Below are 21,309 nucleotides of genomic sequence, written 5' to 3'. Positions count from 1 at the left end.
TCGAATCTCACGGTCCGCGAGCCCCGTGGCGGCGGACGCAGGTCATCGTTTCAGCATCCAGGGTGTGCGGACGATCGAACTGAACAGATATGAACATCGCCCGACCGTCGGAGGCGGCTTCGCGCCGCGGGCGCAGCACGAAGGGCTCCGACGCGGGTGCGTCGGAGCCCTTCGTGGTGCGCTGCGCTTAGCGGACGCCCTTGGCCGGGGTGGCCTCGAACGCGCGCTCGATCTCCTGCGAGAACGTGTTGCCCTCGGCATCCGTTGCGGTCACCCGCAGGTCGACCCAGCCGCCCTTGTCGGGCACCGGGATCTGGGCGGAGAGTCCGCTGACCCAGGCGCGGGACTCGACGAAGATGCCACCGTCGTGCTCGACCGCGCCGGTCGGGGCATCCGTCTCAGCAGAGGCCAGGGCCACCGGCGCCCAGTCGCCGCCCGCGGTGCGGGCCTCGAGCGTGGCGTCGGTGATCGCGCCGGCGGGCGAGGTGCCCGCGACGTGGCCGAGCTCCAGGCCCAGCGTGACGCCCGAGCCCTTCTTGCGGCCTTCGCCGACGAGGTTCTGCGCGTTCACGTCGACGTCGTAGTACGCCTGGATCAGGGGGAGCAGCCGGTACTCCCAATCGCCCAGCTTGCCGGTGGCGCGGAACGTCCAGTCGCTGACGGTCTTCGTGGATCCGGCCAGGTGCGATCCGTCGTGGGTCGCGGTGCTCACCACGCGCCAGTCGTGCTCGCCGTCGGGCAGGTCGAACACGTTCGCACCCTGATGCTCGGTCTGGCGGATCAGCTCGCCGTCGAGGTAGACGTCGGTCAGCTGCTGCACCGTCGACGGCTCGCTCCACGTGTCGAACGCGCCGGTGTGCCCGGAGTCGCCGCCGTCCGCCCAGCTCGGGATGTTGATCTGGGCGTAGTCGGATACGAGATTGGGCACCCAGTACCCGGTCCCGACGTACGGGCGCACGATGCCGCCGTAGTACTCTGCCTCGGTGCGCTCGCCCGGCTCGTAGGTGCGCATGATGTCGCGCATCTCCCAGCGGACCGACGAGATCCCCAGGCTCTGGTACCAGCGGAGCCCGTCGGTGTTGACCCACTCAGCCCGCTCGGTCCCGCGCTGCGTGCGCATCGGGAAGCCGCTGCCGTACTCCGCACCGGGCACGAAGTCGTAGCGGAACTCGCCGATCTCCTCCGTCTGGCCGTGGAAGCGCGTGTCGATGCGGGCGAGGTCGTCCCCGGTGTGCACGTACGAGAGGTCCGACGGGATCTCGCCGTCGCCGAACTCGGCGATGTCGTACACGACATCCGAGGTCGGAACCCCGACGGCCGCGATCGTCACCTTCTTGGTCACCAGCTGAGCGAGCAGCTGACGGCCTTCGACGCCGCTGATCCCGGCGACCGGGATGCCGACATCCGTCGTGTAGTCCTCGGATCCCACCCACTCGTTGAACTCGCCGTCGCCGTCGTTCACGACGACAAGCAGCTTCGCTCCAGCGGCGGCGGCGTTGGCTGCCCGCTGGGATGCCGAGACCTCCGCGGACCGGGTCACCACGGCGATCTTGCCGGCGGCACCCGCGGCGGCGAACTCTTCGACGCTGCCCTTGCCCGCGTCCACCGCGGTCGCCTTGAACGAGCCGTCGAGGAGTGTGGACCCGATCTGCTCGATGAGGTCGAGCGGCTGCTTGCCCACCTTGAGCGTCAGCAGCGGCGTCTGCAGGCGCCACCGCGTCGTGAAGCCGAAGCCGGCATCGTCGACGGTCTGCGGCTGCGCCCACATCTCATCCGTCCAGACGGGCATCATCACGCTCGCGCCGAAGTCGTCGACCGTCACGTCCATCCTGCGGAAGACGGGGTCGAGCCCCTCCTGACCGACGTCGACCGTGATCTGCTCGGCGGTACGGGCGTCGAGCGCGACCGAGCGGTTCTGGTCCAGTTCGAGCGTGGGCTCTCCGACCAGCACGGTTGCGATGGTGTCGGGCGTGCGCGCGAGCTCCATGAACGACATGACCGTGTAGTCGCCCTTCATGAGCCGCAGCGTGGTCTCGCCGTCGACGAGCACGGGCTCCGCCCACTGGGTCGCCGGGTCGTACAGCATCGCGTACGCCGTGGTCGGGTTGCCGTCGAAGTCGGTGGCCGTGATCGTGAGGTCGTAGCGCTCCGCCTCCGCGATGGTGCCGAGCGCGGTCCGCGTCACGGGTTCCCCGTCGACGGACCCGATCAGCACGCCCGATAGCTGCGTGCCCGCGGGCACCCTCGCCGGGTCGACCGTCAACGTCGCCGAGCCGGTCTCACCGGCCGGGATCGTGAGCGAGTCTGTGTCGAGCGTCAGCGCGTCGAACGCGATGCCCGCCGACGGGCCGCCGGCGCCCGGCGTGGTGTCGCCGAGCGTCGCGGTGAGGGCGACGGTGATCTCGGCATCCGTCCGGTTCGTGTACTCGACGGTGCGCTCGACCGGGGTCGGCTCCTCGCCCCACATCAGCATGCCGAAGTCGCCCGAGCCCGACGCCACGACGGGCGCCTCGAGCGCGGCATCGACGTCGATGACGCCCGAGCCGCCCTGGTACGCGGTGTAGCCGACGTCGACAGCGGTGCTCGCGATGGCCGCCTTCAGCTGGTCGGTGGTGTAGTCCGGGTTCGCGCCGAGGAGGATCGCGGCGGCTCCCGCCACGTGCGGCGTCGCCATCGACGTGCCGCTCATCCCGATGTATGCGCCCTCGCCACCGGAGTCGGCCGAACGTGCCGCGGTGACGTCGTTGCCCGGACCGGTGACGTCGGGCTTCAGCGCGCCCGAACGGGAGAGCGGTCCCTGGCTCGTGAACCACGACAGTGCGCCGGACGGGTCGTCGACCGAGCCGACGGTGAACGCCTCTTCGGCCGACCCCGGTGCGCCGATCGTCTCGGCCGCACCGGCATTGCCCGCGGCGACGACGAAGAGGGCGCCGGTCTGCTCGGCGATCTGGTCGAGCGACTCGGCCATGAGGTCCTTGCCGTCGGACGGCACGGGGGATCCGAGGCTCATCGACACGATCGGGGCGTTCTGGCCGGCCCACTCCATCGCGTCGATGATCCACGAGTCCTGGCCCCAGCCGCTGGCGTCGAGCACCTTTCCGACCAGCAGCTGCGCGCCGTCGGCGACGCCGCGGTGGGTGCCGTCGCTCGCGGCGCCCGTGCCGGCGATCGTCGAGGCGACGTGGGTGCCGTGGCCGTTCGGATCGGCGGCGACCTCTTCACCGGGTACGAAGCTCTTCGAGCCGTCGAGCACGCGGCCCTCGAGGTCGGGGTGGGTGTCGTCGTAGCCGGTGTCGAGCACCGCCACCGTGACGCCTGCGCCGGTGTAGCCGTCGGCCCATGCCTCGGGTGCGTCGATGTAGCCGACGCTCGAGTCGAGCGTGGCCTGCACCTTGCCGTCGAGGTGGATCGCCTCGATGCCTCCGGCGAGCGCGGGCGGCGCCGAGAAGCTGCGCGCGGTCGGTGCGGTCAATGTCTGCCATGCGGAAGCCGCCGCGTCGTGGCCGATGGTCGCGGCCGAAGCGCCGATGCTCTCGAGCGCCGTCTGCACCTCGAGCCCGGGCACCGGGGCGGCGAAGGAGCGGGCGGATCCGGCATCCTGCTCGACGATGACCGGGGTAGCGTCCACCGACGCGTCGTCGTAGCCGTAGTCGATGAGCAGCGAGACGTTGAACAGGTCCTCGTCGAGCGCGCCCGCTGCCAGGTACGGCATCGCGGCGTCGGGTACGACGTGGAGGTCGCCGGCCGTTTCGTACGTGCGGATACCGGCACCCTCGACGGCGGTGTCGACCGAGACGGCGTGGGTCCCGTCCGACAGGTCCGTGACCGTCACGTGGTCGCCGGTGAGGAGGGTGACGGTGTGGCTGCTGACGGCGGCTGCATCGGGCGTGGCTGAGGCGGGGGAGACCTCAGGGGCGGGCGATGCCGCAGCCGGCAGGGTGGCGAGGCCGACGCCTGCGATCGCGATCGCGATGCCGCTCGTGGCGGCGACGATCGGACGCAGGCGGCGTCCGGAGGGGTGGGGTCGTGACATGCGCGAGCCTCTCGGTTGGGGATTCCGTACTGCCCACCTTCGTCGGCCGTGTGCCTAAAGTGGTGGCGGAGAAATGCCATGGCCACCATCCGCCAGGCTCGGCGGGTGACGATGGTCGACATGGGGAAGGTCACCGTGCTTGACGCGCTGGGTCTCGACGAGGCACACACCGCTGTGTACCGGTGCGTGCTGCAGCAGCCGTCGGCATCGATGGCCGAGATCGCGGCGGCCCTCAGCATGTCGCTGCCGCGCGTGCGCCCGATGGCCGCTGAGCTGGAACGGCTCGGTCTGCTGGCGAGACAGGCATCGAGCAGCGACCGGTTCGTCGCGTCCCCGCCGTCGATCTCCCTGCGCCCGCTGCTGCTCGAGCGGGAGCGGGGGCTGACCCGCGCGCACGAGGCGCTCGTCGAGCTGAGCGACCTGTACCGGCGATCCGTCGAGCGCCGCAGCGTCGCCGACGTGGTCGACGTCGTGATCGGCGACGACGCCGTGCGGCAGCGGGTCGCGCAGCTGCAGGCCGCGTCGATCGAGCAGGTGCGCGTGCTCGTGCTGCACGAGATCGCCCTGCTCAGCGGCGAGGACAACATCGAGGAGGACCGGGCGCTCGCCCGTGGGGTGCGCTACCGCGTGATCGTCGAGAACGCGGTGCTCGAGCGGCCGGGGTTCCTTGCAGCGGCGCGGGAGATGGCCCAGATCGGAGAGGAGATCCGCGTGCTTCCGGCACTGCCCACGCGGATGTTCATCGCCGACGATCAGATGGCGCTGGTGCCCATGCACTCGCAGGGTGAGGACCGCGGTTTCGGTGCGCTGCTCATCCACCCGAGCGGCCTGCTCGACCTCGTGAGCTCGATCTTCGAGGACTACTGGCGCGCCGCCACCGAGTTCCTCCCGACCGCGGCGCCGCCCACGACCGATGACATCGACCACGACCTGCTGCACCTGCTTCTCATGGGCGTGACGGATGCCGCGGCCGCCGCGCAGCTCGGGATCTCGCTGCGGACGGTGCAGCGCCGGATCGCCGAGCTCATGGACACCGCCGGCGTCACCACGCGCATGCAGTTGGGCGCGGAGGCGGTTCGCCGAGCCTGGGTCTGACGCAGGCACAGGAAGACGGCGTCCCTACCAGCCGTGGACGTTGAACCACTCCTGACGGCGCCGGGTCTCGGCATCCGTCTCGCTCTCGTCCGTCGTGTCGTGGCGGACGAGCCGGGCGTCCGCATCGAGCGGGACGAAACGGTGACACACCGGGCACATCGCGCGCCCGTCCGGGAAGCCGTCGGCGAGCGGAGCGGCGGGCGTGCCGGGCTCGCCGGAGCCTGAACAGAGTGCGGGGTCGGCCGCGGCATCCGCCCACATGACCGTGCGATGGCGATGCAGACCCGCGTGGCCCAGGGGGCGCGTGCACCGCCGGCCGCCGTTGCGGCTGCGGCAGAATCGCACCACTTCGGTCATGCCCGCGTCCGCGGCACGTACCTCGGCACCCAGCGCACGAAGGCCAGAGCGCCCAGCAGCCCGACGGCGCCCATCACTCCCGTCGCGACGGCGAGCGAGCCCACCGCGGCGATGGCTGAGACCAGCAGGGGTGCGACTGCGCCGCCGGCGTCCGTGAGCGTGCGCCACGACCCCAGGAAGGCGGCCGGATCCGACTGCGGAGCGACGTCGGCGCCGAGGGTGAGCAGGATGCCGCTCGAGAGGCCGTTGCCCACCCCGAGCACGGCGGCGAACATGGCGAACCACATCGCCGCCTGCGGGAGGTCGTGCGTGAAGGCGAGGGCGATGAACCCCGCGCCCATCAGGATCATCGCGGGCAGGGCCGCCCACAGTCGCCCGAAGCGGTCCATCACCTGGCCGCTCGCGTAGAACAGCGCGAAGTCGATCGCACCCGAGATGCCGACCACGAGCGCGATCGTCTGCGCGTCGAGTCCGATCGACACGCCCCACAGCGGCAGCACGACCTGGCGCGCAGAGCGGACGGCGGAGAGGGATGCCGCGGCCAGCCCGAGCGTCGACAGCACGCGGCGGTGGCGCCACATCGTGCGCACCACGCCTGTGCCGGGGTCCGATCTCGCGCTCGCCGTGGGGGAGCCCGATCGCTGGGACCGTCGCAGCGGGATCGAACCGGTGACAGGCTCGCCCGTGTCTTCGGTGTCGACGTCCGCGCGGGCGGATGCGGAGGGAGCGAGCAGCTGCTTCTCGGGGTCGGGCCCCAGGAGCACCAGCAGGATCGTCGCCACGAGGCAGCCGCCGAAGAACCAGATCGTCGCGTGCTCGTCGCCGAGGAGGGCGAGCAGGGCGGCGGCGACGAAGGGGCCGATGAACATTCCGAGGCGGAAGGTGCCGCCCAGCAGCGACAGCGCGCGGGCGCGGAACGACAGCGGCACGCGCGTGGTCATGAAGGAGTGGCGTGCGAGCCCGAAGGCCGCCGCGCAGAACCCGATGAGGAACACCGCGATGGCGAAGATGCCGAGCGACGGCGCGAATGCCATGCCCACGATGCCACCGAGGGAGAGGAAGCCGGCGATCGCCATCGTGAGGCGTTCGCCGATGCGGGCGACCGCCCAGCCGGCGGGGATGTTGCCGCACAGCTGACCCACGACGAGCGCCGATGCGACGAGAGCGGCCGTCGGGACATCCGCTCCGAGCTGCGCCGCGATGACCGGGATCAACGGGATGACGGCACCCTCGCCGAGAGCGAAGAGCAGGGTGGGGCCGTAGACCATGGGGCCGAACCGCCACAGCACGTCCCGCGCGCTGGCGGAGTCGGCGTGATCGCTCATCGCTTCCACGTTAGTCTGGACTGTCATGCTCGACTTCGATCCCTCCGCCGATATCCAGGCCCTGCGCTCCACGTTCGCCGACATCAAGGCCGTGGTCGACGTCGAGGCACTCACGAAAGACATCGCGCGTCTCAGCGAGGAGGCCGGTGCCCCCAATCTGTGGGACGACGTCGAGAAGGCGCAGAAGGTCACCAGCGCCCTGAGCCATCGCCAGTCCGAGCTCAAGCGCGTGACCGACGTCGAGCAGCGTCTCGACGATCTCGACGTGCTGATCGAGCTGGCCAACGAGATGGACGACGAGGATGCCGCCGAAGAGGCGCGTCGCGAGATCGCCGAGCTGGAAGACATCGTCAGCCAGCTCGAGGTGCAGACGCTCCTCGACGGCGAGTACGACGAGCGCTCCGCCGTCGTCACGATCCGCTCCGGCGCGGGCGGCGACGACGCCACCGACTTCGCCGAGATGCTGCTGCGCATGTACCTGCGCTGGGCAGAGCGGCACAAGTACCCCGTGAAGCTCATGGACACCTCCTATGCGGAGGGCGCGGGCATCAAGTCCGCGACGTTCGAGGTCGACGCCCCGTATGCCTACGGCACGCTCTCGGTCGAGGCCGGCACCCACCGTCTCGCGCGCATCAGCCCGTTCGGCTCCGCCGACAAGCGGCAGACGTCGTTCGCGGCGGTCGAGGTCATCCCGGTGATGGAGGAGGCCGTCGAGGTCGAGATCCCCGAAGGGGATCTGCGGGTCGATGTCTTCCGCTCGTCCGGTCCCGGTGGCCAGTCGGTCAACACGACCGACTCCGCCGTGCGCCTCACGCACATCCCGTCGGGGATCGTCGTGTCGATGCAGAACGAGAAGTCGCAGATCCAGAACCGCGCCGCCGCCATGCGCGTGCTGCAGACGCGTCTGATGCTGCTGCAGCGCGAGGAGGAGGCGGCGAAGAAGAAGGAGCTCGCCGGCGTCATCACCGCGAGCTGGGGCGATCAAATGCGCTCGTACTTCCTCTACGGCCAGCAGCTCGTGAAGGACCTCCGCACCGGCCACGAGGTCGGAAACCCCGCTGTGGTCTTCGACGGTGACCTCGACGGCTTCATCTCGGCCGGCATCCGCTGGCGCAAGCGCAAAGACGTCGACGACTGATCCAGCCGGTCCCTGAGCATGCGAAGGGCGGATGCCGCAGCCGTGAGTGTCGCTGGACACGGTGACGCGGCGGCCGCATAGGCTCGTTAGGCCATGATCCGGTTCGAGAACGTCACGAAGCGCTTTCGAGGCACTTCCAAACCCGCCCTGAGTGATGTCGAATTCGAGGTGTTACGCGGGGAGTTCGTCTTCCTCGTCGGCGCCTCCGGATCCGGCAAGTCGTCGTGTCTGCGGTTGATCCTCCGCGAGGAGACGCCGTCGGAGGGCCGAGTGGTCGTGCTCGGCCGCGACCTACGGACGCTGTCGAACCGCAAGGTGCCGTACTTCCGCCGGCACATCGGCGCCGTCTTCCAGGACTTCCGGCTGCTGCCCACCAAGACGGTCTTCCAGAACGTCGCGTTCACGCTGCAGGTGATCGGCTCCTCCCGTGCGTTCATCCAGCAGGCCGTTCCCGAGGTGCTCGCCCTCGTCGGCCTCGCCGGCAAGGAGAAGAGATTCCCCCACGAGCTTTCGGGTGGTGAGCAGCAGCGCGTCGCCATCGCCCGCGCGCTGGTCAACCGCCCGCAGATCCTCCTCGCCGACGAGCCGACCGGAAACCTCGACCCCGCCACCTCCATCGACATCATGCAGCTGCTCTCGCGCATCAACGCCGGCGGCACGACCGTCGTCATGGCCACGCACGAGGCCGGCTTCGTCGACCAGATGCAGCGACGCGTGATCGAGCTGCGCCACGGTGAGATGGTCCGCGACGAGCGGCGCGGCGGCTACGGCGACCGGTCGGGACTCCCGAGCCTGGCGCCCGAGCCGGAGCGCGGTGCCGCCGCAGTCGCCGCCCTCACCGCGGTGCTCGAGGTGCAGCGCGAAGCCGCGATCGCCGCCGCCGCGGGGCTCGACCCCACGGCCGTGGCCGAAGATGAGTCGATCGCCGGCGAGACGGAGACGGTGTCTCCGGGCGTCGCGGTCGCCGCCGCTGCCGCAGTCGAGGCGGCCACCGTCGCAGCGCTCGCCGCCGACGAGTTCCGGAAGGCCGAGGCACTCGATCAGTCGGCCTCCGAGCCCAGCGTGCCGGCGGTGCCGATCGAGCCGGAGGCCGCGGCATCCGTGCCTCCGCAGCCCGCGCCGCCGCACACGCAGCCGATCCCCGTCGTCGACCTGGTCGAACTGGACGTAGAAGAACTCGGCCTCGCCGACCGGCTGGGCCTCGGTGAGACCGACCCCGACGACGAAGTGGGGCCCACCTCATGAGGTTCGGACTCATCATGTCGGAGGCCTTCACGGGCCTCCGCCGCAACCTGTCGATGGTCGTCTCGGTGGTGCTCGTCACATTCGTGTCGCTGACCTTCGTCGGCGCGGCGATCCTCATGCAGATGCAGATCGGCACGATGCGCGACTTCTGGGTGGAGCGCGCGCAGGTCGCCGTGTACATGTGCACGACCATCTCGACACCGGCGACGTGCTCGAACGGCGAGGCGACGCCCGAGCAGGTGGAAGAGGTGCGCGCCAAGCTCGAGGGCAGCGCGCTCGCACCGCTCATCCGCGAACTGACATTCCTCGATCACCAGCAGGCGTACGACGAGCTGCTGCAGATCGCCGGCGAAGAGAACGCCAGTGTGATCACGGCCGACCAGGTCAACGAGACGTTCCGCATCACGCTCGTCGACCCCGAGCAGTCCGACGTCATCATCGAGGCGTTCAGCGGCATGCAGGGGGTCGAACTGGTGAACGACCAGATGCAGTACCTCGATCCGCTCTTCTCGGCCCTCACCGTCGCGACCTACATCGCCGTCGGCATCGCGGTTCTCATGCTCATCGCCGCCGTACTCCTCATCGCGACGACGATCCGTCTGTCGGCCTACGCGCGAAGACGGGAGCTGGGGATCATGCGGCTGGTCGGGGCATCCAACCGGTTCATCCAGACCCCGTTCATCCTCGAGGGCGTGTTCGCGGCCTTGCTCGGATCGATTCTCGCGAGCGCCGCCGTGATCGCCGGAGTGCATTTCGGCGTCGACCAGTATCTGCGCAACCGCGTCGACTTCGTGACGACCTGGGTGGACATCGGCGACGCGTGGATCGTCGTGCCGGTCCTGATCCTGATCGGTGTGGCACTGGCGGCGCTGTCCGCCGGCTTCGCGATCCGGAGATGGCTGCGCGCGTGAGATCCCGCGCCGTCGCGGGGGTAGACTGACAGGCTGCCGTGCGCCCAGGACCTGCTCACGGACGGGCCGGACGCTCAGGAGCCGGCCGCACGGCTTCGACGAGGAGACATCATGCCCAGGGAACGCGGGGAGAAGGTCGTGGCGACCAATCGTCGCGCGCGCCACGAGTACGCGATCGAGAAGACGTACGAGGCCGGCCTCGTGCTGACCGGCACCGAGGTGAAGTCGCTGCGCGAAGGCCGTGCGAACCTCTCGGACGGCTACGCGTACATCGACAACGGCGAGGCCTACCTCGACGCCGTGCACATCCCCGAGTATTCGCAGGGACACTGGACGAATCACTCGTCCAAGCGCACGCGCAAGCTGCTCCTGCACAAGGAGGAGATCGTCAAGCTCTCGCACGCCATCTCGGCGGGCGGCTACACGCTGATTCCCCTGAAGCTCTACTTCTCGGACGGTCGCGCGAAGGTCGAGATCGCGGTCGCCAAGGGCAAGCGCGAGTTCGAGAAGCGCCAGACGATCCGTGAGCGTGAGGACAAGCGCGAGGCCGAGCGCGCCATGCGCTCGCGCAACCGCCTCGGCGACTAGCCCGATTCAGTCCCCGGCACGCATCGCGCGCGCCCCGACCGGTCGCTGAGCTTGTCGAAGCGCCTTGCGATGCCCGGTCGCTGAGCTTGTCGAAGCGCCCTTCGAGAGGCTCAGGGAACGAGCCTAACGGCGCTCGCTCATCGGGCGGCGAAGCGCGCCTCGACGGCGGCGGAGATGACGATGTCTTCGGGCTGGAGCTGCACCGCGGGTCCCGCGCCCGCCGCGTCGCCCGCGAAGGACGCCTTCGCGACCAGCATGCGCCCCGCCGGCGCCATCTCGGGCCGGTCCTGGCGTGCGAGCAGTCCCAGGTCTGCGAGTTCGAGCGCGGTGACGTCGGTGAGGCCGAGGGCTCCGGCGTACGCCGTCGCGCGAGCTACGGCCACGCCCACGGCCTGAGTCGCGACATCCCGTTCCGTCCGCGCCCGTGTCTCGGGCGTCAGCTTCCACTCGATCCAGCCGAGTTGGACGCCCTCGCGCTCGGCGACCTCACCGGCCCACCACGACAGCACGGCGAAGTCCGCGAAGGTGACGGAGAAATCGACGCTGGCATGGTGCACGGGGGCGAGACGCCTGCCCTCGGGATTCCAGGGTCGCTCCGACCACACCGACACGCGCTGGCTCGTCCACTCGACGATCGTGCCCGCCGACTTGCGGGCGGCGAGGTCATCGCGCACCGGCTCGGTGAACGCGGCCATGCGCTCGACGACAGTGCCGCGCTCGGGACCCTCCGCGCGGATCGTGAGGTGCGCGATGGCGCGTTCGGGGGCGATGCGGGTCTCGTGCTCCCCGCGGACCGTGATGACGACATCGCTCATGACGCCGACTCTACGCACCGCGGGGTCAAGATCAGAGACATCTTCATTCGGGTGCATCCAAATGCACTCCTCGGAGGGAATTACTTTCCGATGGGCGGCGACCGGCCGCCCCGACGAAGGAGGACCACCGTGCGAAACAAGATTCTCGCGGCCATCGCCGCCGGGGCCGTCGCAGGCCTCGGTCTGATGGTCGCGCCCGCCAGTGCCAGCACTGCAGACGGCGCCGTGCTCTCGGTACTACACGGCATCCCAGAGACGCCCGTCGACGTGTACGTCAACGGCGAGCTGACACTCGACGACTTCCAGCCCGGCGATCTCGCCGGCCCGCTCGACCTCCCGGCCGGCGACTACGAGGTCGCGCTCACCGCTCCGGATGCTGCGGATGCCAGCGCCCCGGTGCTCGGACCAGCAACCCTGACGCTCGCCGCCGGCACGAACTACACCGCGGTCGCGCACCTGAACGAGGCGGGCCAGCCGACGCTCACACCGTTCGTCAACGACACCTCGAGCACCGCCGCAGGGGAGGGGCGCCTGACCGTTCGCCACGTCGCGGCGGCCCCCGCCGTCGACGTCCTGGCCGGCGGCACCCCGGTCGTCGAAGACCTCGTCAATCCCAACGAGGCCAGTCTGAACCTCGCCGCGGGGACGATCTCAGCGTCCGTCGCGGCCGCGGGGACGACCGACCCTGTTCTGGGGCCGACCGATGTCACGGTCCAGGAGGGTGCTCTCACCATCGTCTACGCGTGGGGCAGCCTGGAAGAGGAGAGCTTGGCGGTCGCCGTCCAGACGGTCTCGGGGCTGCACTCGGCTCCCGACGGGGTCAACTCGGGCACGGGCGGTCAGCTGGCCGAACGCGACGCGATGATGCAGGCCATGTTCCTGGTCGCCGGGCTGACGCTCGCGACGGCGGTCGCGGCATCCGCTGTCGTCGTCGTCCGGGCGCGGGCGAACCGCTGAGGATCTGCGGCATGGCGAGGACGACCGCAGGGGCGCTGGCCGCCCTTGCGGTCGTGCTCGTGCTGGCGGGGTGCGGCTCGGAGCGACCCGAGAGCAGTCCGTCTGTGACGGCACCGACCACCACGGCGATCCCCACGCCGACCCCCACTCCGGTGGTCGAGGTGCCGGTCGCGGCGGCCACTCCGACACCGGCGCGCACCCCACAGCCGCCGGTGCGGGTGGTCGCCGCCTCGCTCGGTGTCGAGGTTCCGGTGGTGCCCGTCGGGGTCGAGCAGGGCGGATTCATGGAACTGCCCATCGACCCGGCCGTCGCCGGCTGGTACCGGTTCGGGTCCGATCCGACGAGCGCCGACGGCAACGTCGTGATCTCCGCACACGTCGACGCTCCCGGGTATCCGATCGGGCCGTTCAGCCGGCTCCGCGAGCTGGTCGCCGGCGACGTCGTGGAGGTGGCGGATGCCGCCGGCACGACGCACCGCTATGCCATCGCGTCCGTCACCTACTTTCCCAAGGCGGACCTTCCGGTCGCGGAGCTGTTCGCGCGCGCGGGCACGAAGGCCCTCGTGCTCATCACCTGTGGTGGGGCGTTCGACTCCACGACGGGCCGATACGCGGATAACGTGGTCGCCATGGCGACCCCGCTTCCCTGAGCCGGCGACGATGCCGGTCATGGCGAGGACGAGGACGAGAGGACGTAGCGTGGATGACGCGCACGAGCGGGAGCTGAGCGATCGCTTCCGAGGCGGCGACGAACGCGCACTCGAGGAGATCTACCGTCGGTGGTCGCCGGTCGTGTTCACCATGGCGCTGCGTTTCGTGGGCGATCGCGGCGACGCCGAGGATGTCACGCAGAAGACCTTCGTCTCGGCATGGACCTCGCGGGAGCGATTCGACCCGACGAAGGCGAAGCTCTCGACGTGGCTGATCGCCATCACCCGGCGTCGCATCGCCGACACGTTGGAGGCCCGCACGCGGGTGAGGGCGCTGCAGACCGAACTGCAGCGGTTCACCACGCCGGACGATGTCGTGGGCGCGGAGGTCGACCTGGGCGACCGGCTGCTGCTCGCCGACGAGATCGACCGGCTCGAGCCGGACGCCCGGCGCGTGGTACGACTGGCGTTCTACGACGATCTCACTCACGAGCAGATCTCCGAGCGACTGGGCATGCCGCTCGGTACCGTGAAGAGCCACATCAGGCGAAGTCTCACCCGTATGCGCAGCCGATTGGAGGTGGGCCATGCCGCACCTTGATGCCGACCGCCTGTCCCTGATCGCGCTCGGCGAGCCGGCGACCGACGAGGAGCGGGCGCACCTCGACGCGTGCGACGAGTGCGCGCTGGAGCTCGCCGAACTGGAGTACACCGTGATCGTCGGCCGCTCGACGGTCACGGTGGGCGACCTCGAGGCGCCGCCGGAGCGCGTGTGGGCGGGCATCGCCGACGAGCTGGGCCTCGGCGCCACGGGCATGACGTCGACCACGGGCGGGATGCCGACCGCTGGCGGGATGCCGACCGCGGGCGAGATGCCGACCGCGGGCGAGCCTGAGCGGGCGGAGGCCGCGGCACCCGTCGCGGCCGACGAAGAAGCCCCCGCAGCTGCGGCGCCCGCGCGGAGGAGGCGCGGCATCAGAGTCGTGTTCGCTCTCGCGGCGAGCATCGCGCTGATCGTCGCTGTCGTCGGCACGTGGACGCTGGTGCGTGAGACGCAGCCGGTCGAGATCGCGGCGGCGACCCTGGATGCGTTCCCCGACCATCCCGATGCGTCGGGCACGGCGGTGGTCGTGGAGAAGGCGGACGGCGCGAGGCAGGTCGAGGTCGACCTCGACGACGGGGAGCCGAGCGACGGATTCCGCGAGGTCTGGCTGATCACCGAAGATGCGTCGGCGCTCGTGAGCCTGGGCGTGCTCGAGGGCAGCACCGGGGTCTTTCCCGTGCCCGACGACATCGACCTGAGCGAATACGTGCTCGTCGACGTCTCACAGGAACCCGCCGACGGCGATCCCACGCACTCGGGCGACTCGATCGTCCGCGGCGAACTCGGGTTCGCCTGACCGGAACCGGCAGGCGCCGCAGCGGTGCGCGGCGGGCGAGCCCGTGGCGGTCCTGCCACAGGCCAGGCCTCGACGCAACCCGCTCCAGCACGCCGGGAGCGCGGTCTAGCGTCGAACCCATCGATAGAACCCGAGATCGAGGGGGAGCCCATGTCCCGCAATGTGAGGGTGCTGCACTGCACACCCGAGGACGTGTTCGAGGTGCTGAGCGACGGATGGCTGTATCCGTCGTGGGTCGTCGGGGCGTCTCGTATGCGCGAGGTCGACGAGACGTGGCCGATGGCGGGCGCCGAGCTGCATCACTCGTTCGGAGTCTGGCCGGCGCTCATCGACGACAAGACGGTCGTCGAGGAGTTCATCCCGTCGCGGATGATGGTGATGCGGGCGCGCGGCTGGCCGATCGGCGAGGCCCGCGTGACCCTCGACGTCAAGACGCGCGGAGACGATTGCGTCGTGCGCATCCAGGAGGAGGCGATCGCAGGGCCGGGCCGCTTCATCCCGGCCCAGCTGCTCGACATCCCCCTGCACTGGCGCAACGACGAGACCCTGCACCGGCTCGCGTACCTCGCCGAAGGACGAGCCGCCGACCGCCGCGAGGCGACGACGGCCGAGAAGGAGATGGCCGATACCGGCGAGGAGCATCACACGGATGCCGGGGCTCCCGGCGCTGCGGGCGCTACGGCGAGTATCGACCCGACCGATGCTGCCAAACTGCAGGGAGACGAACTCGCCGACGCCGTGTCCGGCAGCGGCGGAACGGAGGATGCGATGGCCGGCAAAGCCACGGGGTCAGAGCCTGCTCCGGTCACGAGCACCGACGGCGTGGAGCAAGCCGACGCGACAGGACGGCCGCTCGACCTCGAGGACTCCTGGAACCCCCTCGCCGGCGCGGGGGAGTCTGAGCCCCTCGCTGCCGACACTCCGGATCCCGGTGGCGCCGCGGCGGACGCGGCATCCGACACCGCGCCGAAGCCGCCACGCAACGGCGTCGAGCCGACCGGAGCCAAGCCCGCCGGGAGCAAGCCCGCCGGAGCCCAGCCCACCGGGGGCCAGCCCGCGGGGAGCGAAGCCGCCGGAACCGAGGCACCGTCACCGTGAACACACGCCCCAGGCGCGGCGGCGGCGATCTCGATGCCGTCGTGGTGGGAGCAGGCCCCAACGGTCTCGCCGCAGCTGTGACCCTCGCCCGCGCCGGGTTGCGCGTGCGGGTGTACGAACGCGCCGATCAGGCGGGGGGCGGGGCGGCCACGCGGGAGTTGACGCTGCCGGGGTTCCACCACGACGTGTGCTCGGCGGTGCACCCGATGGCGTTCGAGTCGCGGTTCTTCCGCGAGTTCGGTCTGCGCGAGCGCGTGGAGTTCGTGACGCCCGACGTATCGTTCGCGCACCCGCTCGACGAACGCCATGCGGGTGTCGCATACCGGGATCTCGGGCGCACGGCGGAGGCGCTCGGCCCGGACGCGCTCGCCTACGCGCAGCTGATGCGTCCGCTCGTCGATCACTCGACGCGCGTCGCGGAATTCACCGGGTCGTCGCTGGTGCGCGTTCCGAGCGACATCCCGACGGCGCTGTCGTTCGGCCTGCGCGCGCTCGAGCAGGGGAGCCCCGCGTGGAATTTGCGCTTCCGCCAAGACGTCGCTCCCGCCATGCTGACCGGGGTCGCCGCGCACACCATCCTGTCGATGCCGAGCGTCCCCGCCGCCGGCGCGGGACTCGCGCTCACCGCCTATGCCCACGCGCGCGGCTGGCCGATCCCGATCGGCGGCAGCCAGGCGATCATCGAGGCGATGGTCGACGACCTGCGTGCGCACGGCGGCGAACTCGTCGTCGACCACGAGGTGACCTCACTCGCGGCGCTCCCCGACGCCACCGTCACGCTCCTCGACGTGACACCCAAGGCGCTCATCCGGCTGGCCGGCGACACGATCCCTGCCCGCTACCGACGCGCGCTGCAGCGCTTCCGGTACGGCGACGGTGTTGCCAAGGTCGACTTCGCGCTCAGCGACCCCGTCCCGTGGACGCACCCCGAGCTGCGTCGCGCGGGCACAGTCCACCTGGGCGGCACGCGTGCCGAGGTGGCGGATGCCGAGAACCAGGTGAGCCGCGGCCGCCTGCCCGAACGCCCCTACGTGCTGGTCTCGCAGCCCTCGCTGTTCGACACCACTCGAGCCCCGGCCGGCAAGCACACGCTGTGGACGTACACCCACGTGCCCGCCGGAAGTGCCGTCGACCGACGCGAAGCGGTCACCGCGCAGATCGAGAGGTTCGCCCCCGGCTTCCGGGACACGATCCTCGCGGTGAGCTCACGCACCGCGCGCGAGGTCGAGCGGCACAACCCGAACTATCCGGGCGGTGACATCGCGGCCGGCGCTCCCAGCTTGTGGCAGCTCGTTCGTCGCCCGGTGCTGAGCCCCGACCCCTGGCGTACGCCGATTCCCGGCGTCTACCTGGCGTCCGCGTCCGCGGCACCCGGTCCTGGTGTCACGGGCCTGCCCGGCTGGTTCGCCGCGCTGAGCGCGCTGCGCCATCAGTTCGGCATCGGGGCGCTTCCCGACCTGTCGCCGCGTGCGGCGGGCTCCGTGGGTGCAGCGCGGCCGTAGCATCATCGCCACTTGGCCTGCGCGGCGCGGGGATGTCAAGGGGGAGGACCGCAGGAACGGATGCCGCCTACCGTCGCTGCATGGACCCGCAACACGAGAATCCCGACGCCGCGTCATCACGGCCCGCCGAGTCGCGGCTGAGCCCGCTGTCGGAGCAGGAGTCGCTGCGCAAGGACATGAGCTACAGCCCCGCAAGTGAGAGCGAGACGCAGGAGAAGCAGGCCGATCCTCTGCCCGACACGGTCGATGCCGACATCGATCCCGGCGACGTGCGGGCTGTCCCCGGCACGGGCGGCCCTGACGATGCGGGAGACGTCGACGTCGATCCCGACGAGCTCAACCTCCCCGGTCGCTCGTCACCCGAAGCGCCATGAACGGCGCAGCCGCGCCCGTCGTGGTCATCACGGGCGCATCGAGCGGCATCGGCCGCGAGACGGCGCGGATGTACGCCAAGAAGGGCGCGCGGCTCGTGCTCGCGTCCCGCAGCAAGGACGCCCTCGAGACCGTCGCGGAGGAGTGCCGTGCGCTGGGCGCAGTGGCACTGGTCGTGCCGACCGACGTATCGCACGAAGGCCAGGTGCGCGCGCTCGCCGCCGCCGCCCACAGCGAGTACGGTGCATCGCTTCGCGCCGCCCGTCTACGACGGGATGGCGGGGTGGCTGATGGACAACGTGGAGCTGCGTGGCGAGGGCGCCGACGTGACGACGGGCACAGTATTCGACTCTCCGTCGTCGGCGAGCCCCGTGACCGGTGGTTTGGCGATCGCGCCGGGTTCGCGTGGCGCTCGGAGCGACCGCCGTCGGTCTGACGGCGATCATGTTGTCCCAGGGCCGCGGGTCGCCGGCCGCCTCGCTCAGGTCGTGACGCGGCGCCGGATTCAGCGGAAGCCCTCCATCTGCGTGCGCTCGTCCGCCACCCGCACACCGTAGTGATAGGCGAGCTTGCCGCCGAGCCATCCCGACACGCCGAGGGCTGCCAGGCCTGCGATGCTGAGGATGAATCCGACGGTGCTGACCTCGTCGTGGTCGTCGGCCGACAGCCGCACGAGGAGGTTGATGAGGTACAGCACCGTGACGCCGAGGTTCAGCGCCATGTGGATCGTGGCGGTCTTCCGGGCGTCTGTGCCGCGGCCGAGCTGCAGATAGTCGAGGAAGCCCCAGATCGCGGCGAGCACGGCGCCGATGAGGCCGATGACGATGAGCACCCAGGCGCCCTGCACGTACGGCGCGGGGTCGTCATAGACCAGCCCGATGATGTCGAAGACGAGGCTCGCCACCCATGCGCCGATCGGGATGGTCACGAGGATGGGGTGGAAGGGGTGCCCGTAGGGTCCGGCGAGAGCCGACCGGGGCTGCTTGGCGCGCTGCAGGGGGGTGTTCTGCGACATCTCGATCTCACTCCTTAGGTGGGTGGCCTCAGCCGACCACCACCGGCGCGGTCTCGCACGGGCCTTGACAACCAGGCACTGTCCGCCACGTGCCGAGAGGCCACCATCTCCTCCGGGAATGGCGGGGGAGCGGCATCCGTTGTATCCTGATGTGCTCGGATGCTTCGGCGCCCGGGTATTGGCAACTCCACAGTGTGACAGCGGCCCTTCGCGAGAAGGAACCACCTCGATTCGAGGACACGGGGATGATCGGTTTCGACATCGCCTGTGAATCTGCGTGAAGCGGGCCGAGGATGCAGGGTTATCTCGTAAACGCTCCTTGCAAACCAATAACTGCCGAAAAGAAGCAGTCCGCGTTCGCCCTCGCTGCCTGAGCAGCGAGCCCGACGCCGTCAATCCGTGACTGATCCCGTCACGGGTATTGGCGTCATCTAGGGATCTTGCTGCGTGACGTCGCCTGAGCGTCACGCGGGACTCTTATCAGGATGGGCTCGTCGACTTAGGTGTCTGTGACAAAGGTCGGAGCCGAGTAGAACGCTTTCACAGACTGCGCCCGGAGAAACCGCAGTTACTCAGCGATGGACGGGGGTTCGATTCCCCCCATCTCCACGTACCGCTGTCACAGAACAGGGCCCCAGGAACCGCGTAATTACGCGGATCTTGGGGCCTTTGTTCGTTGACTGTGCGGCAGCGGAGAACCTCATCGCCCACAGATCTTGTGCATGGCTGTCGGCCATTGCAGCTTGTGATGAGCGAGACACTCGGGTGCGACTCTACCGGCGTGCAGCAGCCGCTACCTCTTCACCCCGTTGTCGCGGCGAACGCAAGCCGGTGCCCTCGCGGGCGACGAGCGAAAGCGGCACCGCTCGCGTGCATCGGCCTGCTCATCGGCCGGAGCAGCGCTGGTGACGGCTGGGATAGTCGCTCGGCATCGGCGGATGTATCCGCCTTCGGCGAGAGTACGCCGGCATCAGTTCACGCAGATGGGCTGATGTGTGCGCGGAGGGGTGCGATAGCGTGCGCCTTGGGGACCTGAGGAGGAAGACTATGACTGTCGATCGCCATGCCCGCACGATGATCCCGATTCCTGACCGGCCGCGGCCCGGGTTGACTACCTACGACGCGAAGGACCCCGCCACCTCGTATCCGCCGATCGAGCCGCTTCTTCCACCCGAGGGCGCGCCGAATGTGCTGGTCATCCTTCTGGACGATGTGGGGTTCGGCGCCTCGAGCGTGTTCGGTGGGCCGTGCCGCACGCCGGTCGCGGAGAGACTCGCGACCGGCGGCCTCCGATTCAACCGCTTTCACACGACAGCCCTGTGCGCGCCGACGCGGCAGGCGCTGCTGACCGGCCGCAACCATCACTCGGTGGGGATGGGCAGCATCACCGAGACCGCGACCTCGGCGCCGGGAAACAGCTCGCTGCGACCCAATACGAAGGCGCCGCTCGCGATGACGCTGAAGCTCAACGGCTACTCGACTGCCCAATTCGGGAAGTGCCATGAGGTGCCTGTGTGGCAGTCCTCGCCGATAGGCCCGTTCGACGCGTGGCCGTCGGGGGGTGGCGGGTTTGAGACGTTCTACGGCTTCATCGGCGGCGAGAACAACCAGTGGGAGCCCGCACTGTACGAGGGCACGACGCCCGTCGAACCGCCCGCGACACCGGAGGAGGGCTACCACCTCACCGAGGATCTCGCCGATCGGGCAATCGGCTGGATCCGCACACAGAAGGCACTGGCTCCCGACAAGCCCTTCTTCGTCTACTTCGCGCCGGGGGCCACTCACGCACCACATCACGTGCCGACCGAATGGGCAGACAGCTACAAGGGTGAGTTCGCCGACGGATGGGACGCGCAGCGCGAGAAGACCTTCGCGCGCCAGAAGGAGCTCGGCGTCATCCCGGCCGACGCTGAACTGACCCCGCGGCATGGCGAGATCCCGGCGTGGGCCGACATGCCCGACGATCTGAAGCCCGTGCTCGAGCGCGAGATGGAGGTGTACGCGGGGTTCCTCGAGCACACCGACCATCACGTCGGCAGAGTCCTCGACGCGGTCGAAGATCTCGGGATCCTCGACGACACCCTCGTCTACTACATCATCGGCGACAACGGCGCGTCGGCGGAGGGCACGGTCAACGGCGCCTTCAACGAGATGGCGAACTTCAACGGCATGGCCGCGCTCGAGACACCCGAGTTCATGCGATCCAAGATGGCGGAGTTCGGCTCGCCGACCTCCTACAACCACTACGCCGTCGGCTGGGCGTGGGCGATGGACACCCCGTTCCAGTGGACCAAGCAGGTCGCCTCGCACTGGGGTGGCACCCGCAACGGCACGATCGTGCACTGGCCGCGGGCGATCCACGACAAGGGCGGCATGCGGTCCCAGTTCACCCACGTCATCGACATCGCGCCGACGATTCTCGAGGCGGCCGGGCTTCCCGAGCCGACACAGGTCAACGGCGTGCAGCAGTCGCCCATGGAGGGCCGCAGCATGCTGTACGCCTTCGAGGACGCCGACGCCCCCGAGGCGCACGACCTGCAGTACTTCGAGATGTTCGGCAACCGCGGCATCTACCACCAGGGATGGAGCGCCGTCACCAAGCACCGGACACCCTGGGTCATGGTGGGAGGCGCACTGCCGGCTTTCGACGACGACGTCTGGGAGCTCTACGACGGACGACGGACTACAGCCAGGCACGGGATCTGGCGGGAGAGCACCCCGAGAAACTGCATCAACTGCAACGGCTCTGGCTGATCGAGGCGGTCAAGTACAACGTGCTGCCCCTCGACGACCGCACCGCCGAGCGCC

General features: G+C 69.8%; 18 protein-coding genes, 1 other RNA gene and 1 pseudogene. 15 read left to right on the top strand and 5 right to left on the bottom strand.

The features are described 5' to 3' along the window. Window positions 1-187 precede the first annotated feature (187 nt). Complete coding sequence (locus tag B1729_RS07725) at window positions 188-4,033, bottom strand: S8 family serine peptidase (RefSeq protein WP_163617469.1); 3,846 nt, start codon at window positions 4,031-4,033, stop codon at window positions 188-190. A 78-nt stretch (window positions 4,034-4,111) separates the two neighbouring features. Here B1729_RS07725 and B1729_RS07720 point away from each other — a divergent pair, with 78 nt between their 5' ends. Then, a complete protein-coding gene (locus B1729_RS07720; RefSeq protein ID WP_239525792.1) occupies window positions 4,112-5,128 on the top strand; it encodes a MarR family transcriptional regulator in 1,017 nt (338 codons plus the stop codon). Window positions 5,129-5,152: 24 nt separating this feature from the next. On the opposite strand, the gene B1729_RS07715 is transcribed toward B1729_RS07720, so the two are convergent. Further along, window positions 5,153-5,485 (bottom strand): hypothetical protein, encoded by a 333-nt coding sequence (locus B1729_RS07715; protein WP_163617468.1) that lies wholly within the window; start codon window positions 5,483-5,485, stop codon window positions 5,153-5,155. Then, on the bottom strand, window positions 5,482-6,810 hold the full coding sequence (locus tag B1729_RS07710) for an MFS transporter (RefSeq protein ID WP_163617467.1): 1,329 nt from the start codon (window positions 6,808-6,810) through the stop codon (window positions 5,482-5,484). Before B1729_RS07710 ends, B1729_RS07715 begins: the two co-directional genes overlap by 4 nt. Window positions 6,811-6,835: 25 nt before the next feature. Between B1729_RS07710 and prfB the strand changes: the two genes are divergently transcribed. The 4 genes from prfB (at window position 6,836) to smpB (ending at window position 10,692) form a co-directional block, all read left to right on the top strand. Further along, complete coding sequence (gene prfB, locus B1729_RS07705; RefSeq protein WP_163617466.1) at window positions 6,836-7,948, top strand: peptide chain release factor 2; 1,113 nt, start codon at window positions 6,836-6,838, stop codon at window positions 7,946-7,948. Between the two features lie 93 nt (window positions 7,949-8,041). Continuing rightward, on the top strand, window positions 8,042-9,193 hold the full coding sequence (gene ftsE / locus B1729_RS07700; RefSeq protein ID WP_163617465.1) for a cell division ATP-binding protein FtsE: 1,152 nt from the start codon (window positions 8,042-8,044) through the stop codon (window positions 9,191-9,193). Then, entirely contained in the window at window positions 9,190-10,104 is a 915-nt protein-coding gene (gene ftsX / locus B1729_RS07695) for a permease-like cell division protein FtsX (RefSeq protein ID WP_163617464.1), read from the top strand. The genes ftsE and ftsX overlap by 4 nt, the downstream gene beginning before the upstream one ends. 111 nt (window positions 10,105-10,215) lie before the next feature. Next, window positions 10,216-10,692, top strand: a complete 477-nt coding sequence (gene smpB, locus B1729_RS07690; RefSeq protein WP_163617463.1) for an SsrA-binding protein SmpB — start codon at window positions 10,216-10,218, stop codon at window positions 10,690-10,692. A gap of 137 nt (window positions 10,693-10,829) precedes the next feature. Here the strand turns inward: smpB and B1729_RS07685 are convergent, their stop codons facing one another. Continuing rightward, window positions 10,830-11,507 (bottom strand): SIMPL domain-containing protein, encoded by a 678-nt coding sequence (locus B1729_RS07685; RefSeq protein WP_163617462.1) that lies wholly within the window; start codon window positions 11,505-11,507, stop codon window positions 10,830-10,832. A gap of 129 nt (window positions 11,508-11,636) precedes the next feature. Between B1729_RS07685 and B1729_RS07680 the strand changes: the two genes are divergently transcribed. The 8 genes from B1729_RS07680 (at window position 11,637) to B1729_RS07645 (ending at window position 17,922) form a co-directional block, all read left to right on the top strand. Then, window positions 11,637-12,464 carry a DUF4397 domain-containing protein gene (locus tag B1729_RS07680; protein ID WP_239525790.1) on the top strand — a complete coding sequence of 276 codons (828 nt, stop codon included), beginning with the start codon at window positions 11,637-11,639 and terminating at the stop codon, window positions 12,462-12,464. An 11-nt stretch (window positions 12,465-12,475) separates the two neighbouring features. Beyond that, complete coding sequence (locus B1729_RS07675; protein WP_163617461.1) at window positions 12,476-13,114, top strand: class F sortase; 639 nt, start codon at window positions 12,476-12,478, stop codon at window positions 13,112-13,114. A gap of 49 nt (window positions 13,115-13,163) precedes the next feature. Then, window positions 13,164-13,715 carry a sigma-70 family RNA polymerase sigma factor gene (locus tag B1729_RS07670; protein ID WP_239525780.1) on the top strand — a complete coding sequence of 184 codons (552 nt, stop codon included), beginning with the start codon at window positions 13,164-13,166 and terminating at the stop codon, window positions 13,713-13,715. After that, a complete protein-coding gene (locus B1729_RS07665; protein WP_163631776.1) occupies window positions 13,702-14,514 on the top strand; it encodes an anti-sigma factor in 813 nt (270 codons plus the stop codon). The genes B1729_RS07670 and B1729_RS07665 overlap by 14 nt, the downstream gene beginning before the upstream one ends. Before the next feature lie 150 nt (window positions 14,515-14,664). After that, a complete protein-coding gene (locus tag B1729_RS20945; protein ID WP_345770759.1) occupies window positions 14,665-15,612 on the top strand; it encodes an SRPBCC family protein in 948 nt (315 codons plus the stop codon). Then, window positions 15,609-17,114, top strand: coding sequence for an NAD(P)/FAD-dependent oxidoreductase (locus B1729_RS07655; RefSeq protein ID WP_163617458.1), 1,506 nt, complete (start codon window positions 15,609-15,611; stop codon window positions 17,112-17,114). The genes B1729_RS20945 and B1729_RS07655 overlap by 4 nt, the downstream gene beginning before the upstream one ends. Window positions 17,115-17,194: 80 nt before the next feature. Then, window positions 17,195-17,488 carry a hypothetical protein gene (locus tag B1729_RS07650; RefSeq protein ID WP_163617457.1) on the top strand — a complete coding sequence of 98 codons (294 nt, stop codon included), beginning with the start codon at window positions 17,195-17,197 and terminating at the stop codon, window positions 17,486-17,488. Continuing rightward, window positions 17,485-17,922, top strand: a complete 438-nt coding sequence (locus B1729_RS07645; RefSeq protein WP_163617456.1) for an SDR family NAD(P)-dependent oxidoreductase — start codon at window positions 17,485-17,487, stop codon at window positions 17,920-17,922. The genes B1729_RS07650 and B1729_RS07645 overlap by 4 nt, the downstream gene beginning before the upstream one ends. Before the next feature lie 69 nt (window positions 17,923-17,991). Here B1729_RS07645 and B1729_RS07640 read toward each other — a convergent pair whose 3' ends face one another. Next, on the bottom strand, window positions 17,992-18,501 hold the full coding sequence (locus tag B1729_RS07640; protein WP_163617455.1) for a DUF2231 domain-containing protein: 510 nt from the start codon (window positions 18,499-18,501) through the stop codon (window positions 17,992-17,994). 241 nt (window positions 18,502-18,742) lie between these two features. Here B1729_RS07640 and ssrA point away from each other — a divergent pair. Both ssrA and B1729_RS07630 read left to right on the top strand, forming a co-directional pair. After that, window positions 18,743-19,113, top strand: a transfer-messenger RNA (tmRNA) gene (ssrA, locus tag B1729_RS07635). A 435-nt stretch (window positions 19,114-19,548) separates the two neighbouring features. Then, window positions 19,549-21,309 (top strand): annotated as a pseudogene (locus B1729_RS07630) (arylsulfatase); the annotation flags it as partial.

This window comes from Microbacterium sp. B35-04, from assembly GCF_010634885.1.
GTDB lineage: Bacteria > Actinomycetota > Actinomycetes > Actinomycetales > Microbacteriaceae > Microbacterium.
This window is presented reverse-complemented; position numbering and strand designations above follow the sequence as displayed.

What these genes read in the sequence shown, in the direction of transcription:
- B1729_RS07725 (WP_163617469.1), bottom strand. Translation starts at nt 4,033, where the DNA reads ATGTCACGACCCCACCCCTCCGGACGCCGCCTGCGTCCGATCGTCGCC.
- B1729_RS07720 (WP_239525792.1), top strand. Translation starts at nt 4,112, where the DNA reads ATGGCCACCATCCGCCAGGCTCGGCGGGTGACGATGGTCGACATGGGG.
- B1729_RS07715 (WP_163617468.1), bottom strand. Translation starts at nt 5,485, where the DNA reads ATGACCGAAGTGGTGCGATTCTGCCGCAGCCGCAACGGCGGCCGGCGG.
- B1729_RS07710 (WP_163617467.1), bottom strand. Translation starts at nt 6,810, where the DNA reads ATGAGCGATCACGCCGACTCCGCCAGCGCGCGGGACGTGCTGTGGCGG.
- prfB (WP_163617466.1), top strand. Translation starts at nt 6,836, where the DNA reads ATGCTCGACTTCGATCCCTCCGCCGATATCCAGGCCCTGCGCTCCACG.
- ftsE (WP_163617465.1), top strand. Translation starts at nt 8,042, where the DNA reads ATGATCCGGTTCGAGAACGTCACGAAGCGCTTTCGAGGCACTTCCAAA.
- ftsX (WP_163617464.1), top strand. Translation starts at nt 9,190, where the DNA reads ATGAGGTTCGGACTCATCATGTCGGAGGCCTTCACGGGCCTCCGCCGC.
- smpB (WP_163617463.1), top strand. Translation starts at nt 10,216, where the DNA reads ATGCCCAGGGAACGCGGGGAGAAGGTCGTGGCGACCAATCGTCGCGCG.
- B1729_RS07685 (WP_163617462.1), bottom strand. Translation starts at nt 11,507, where the DNA reads ATGAGCGATGTCGTCATCACGGTCCGCGGGGAGCACGAGACCCGCATC.
- B1729_RS07675 (WP_163617461.1), top strand. Translation starts at nt 12,476, where the DNA reads ATGGCGAGGACGACCGCAGGGGCGCTGGCCGCCCTTGCGGTCGTGCTC.
- B1729_RS07665 (WP_163631776.1), top strand. Translation starts at nt 13,702, where the DNA reads ATGCCGCACCTTGATGCCGACCGCCTGTCCCTGATCGCGCTCGGCGAG.
- B1729_RS20945 (WP_345770759.1), top strand. Translation starts at nt 14,665, where the DNA reads ATGTCCCGCAATGTGAGGGTGCTGCACTGCACACCCGAGGACGTGTTC.
- B1729_RS07650 (WP_163617457.1), top strand. Translation starts at nt 17,195, where the DNA reads ATGGACCCGCAACACGAGAATCCCGACGCCGCGTCATCACGGCCCGCC.
- B1729_RS07645 (WP_163617456.1), top strand. Translation starts at nt 17,485, where the DNA reads ATGAACGGCGCAGCCGCGCCCGTCGTGGTCATCACGGGCGCATCGAGC.
- B1729_RS07640 (WP_163617455.1), bottom strand. Translation starts at nt 18,501, where the DNA reads ATGTCGCAGAACACCCCCCTGCAGCGCGCCAAGCAGCCCCGGTCGGCT.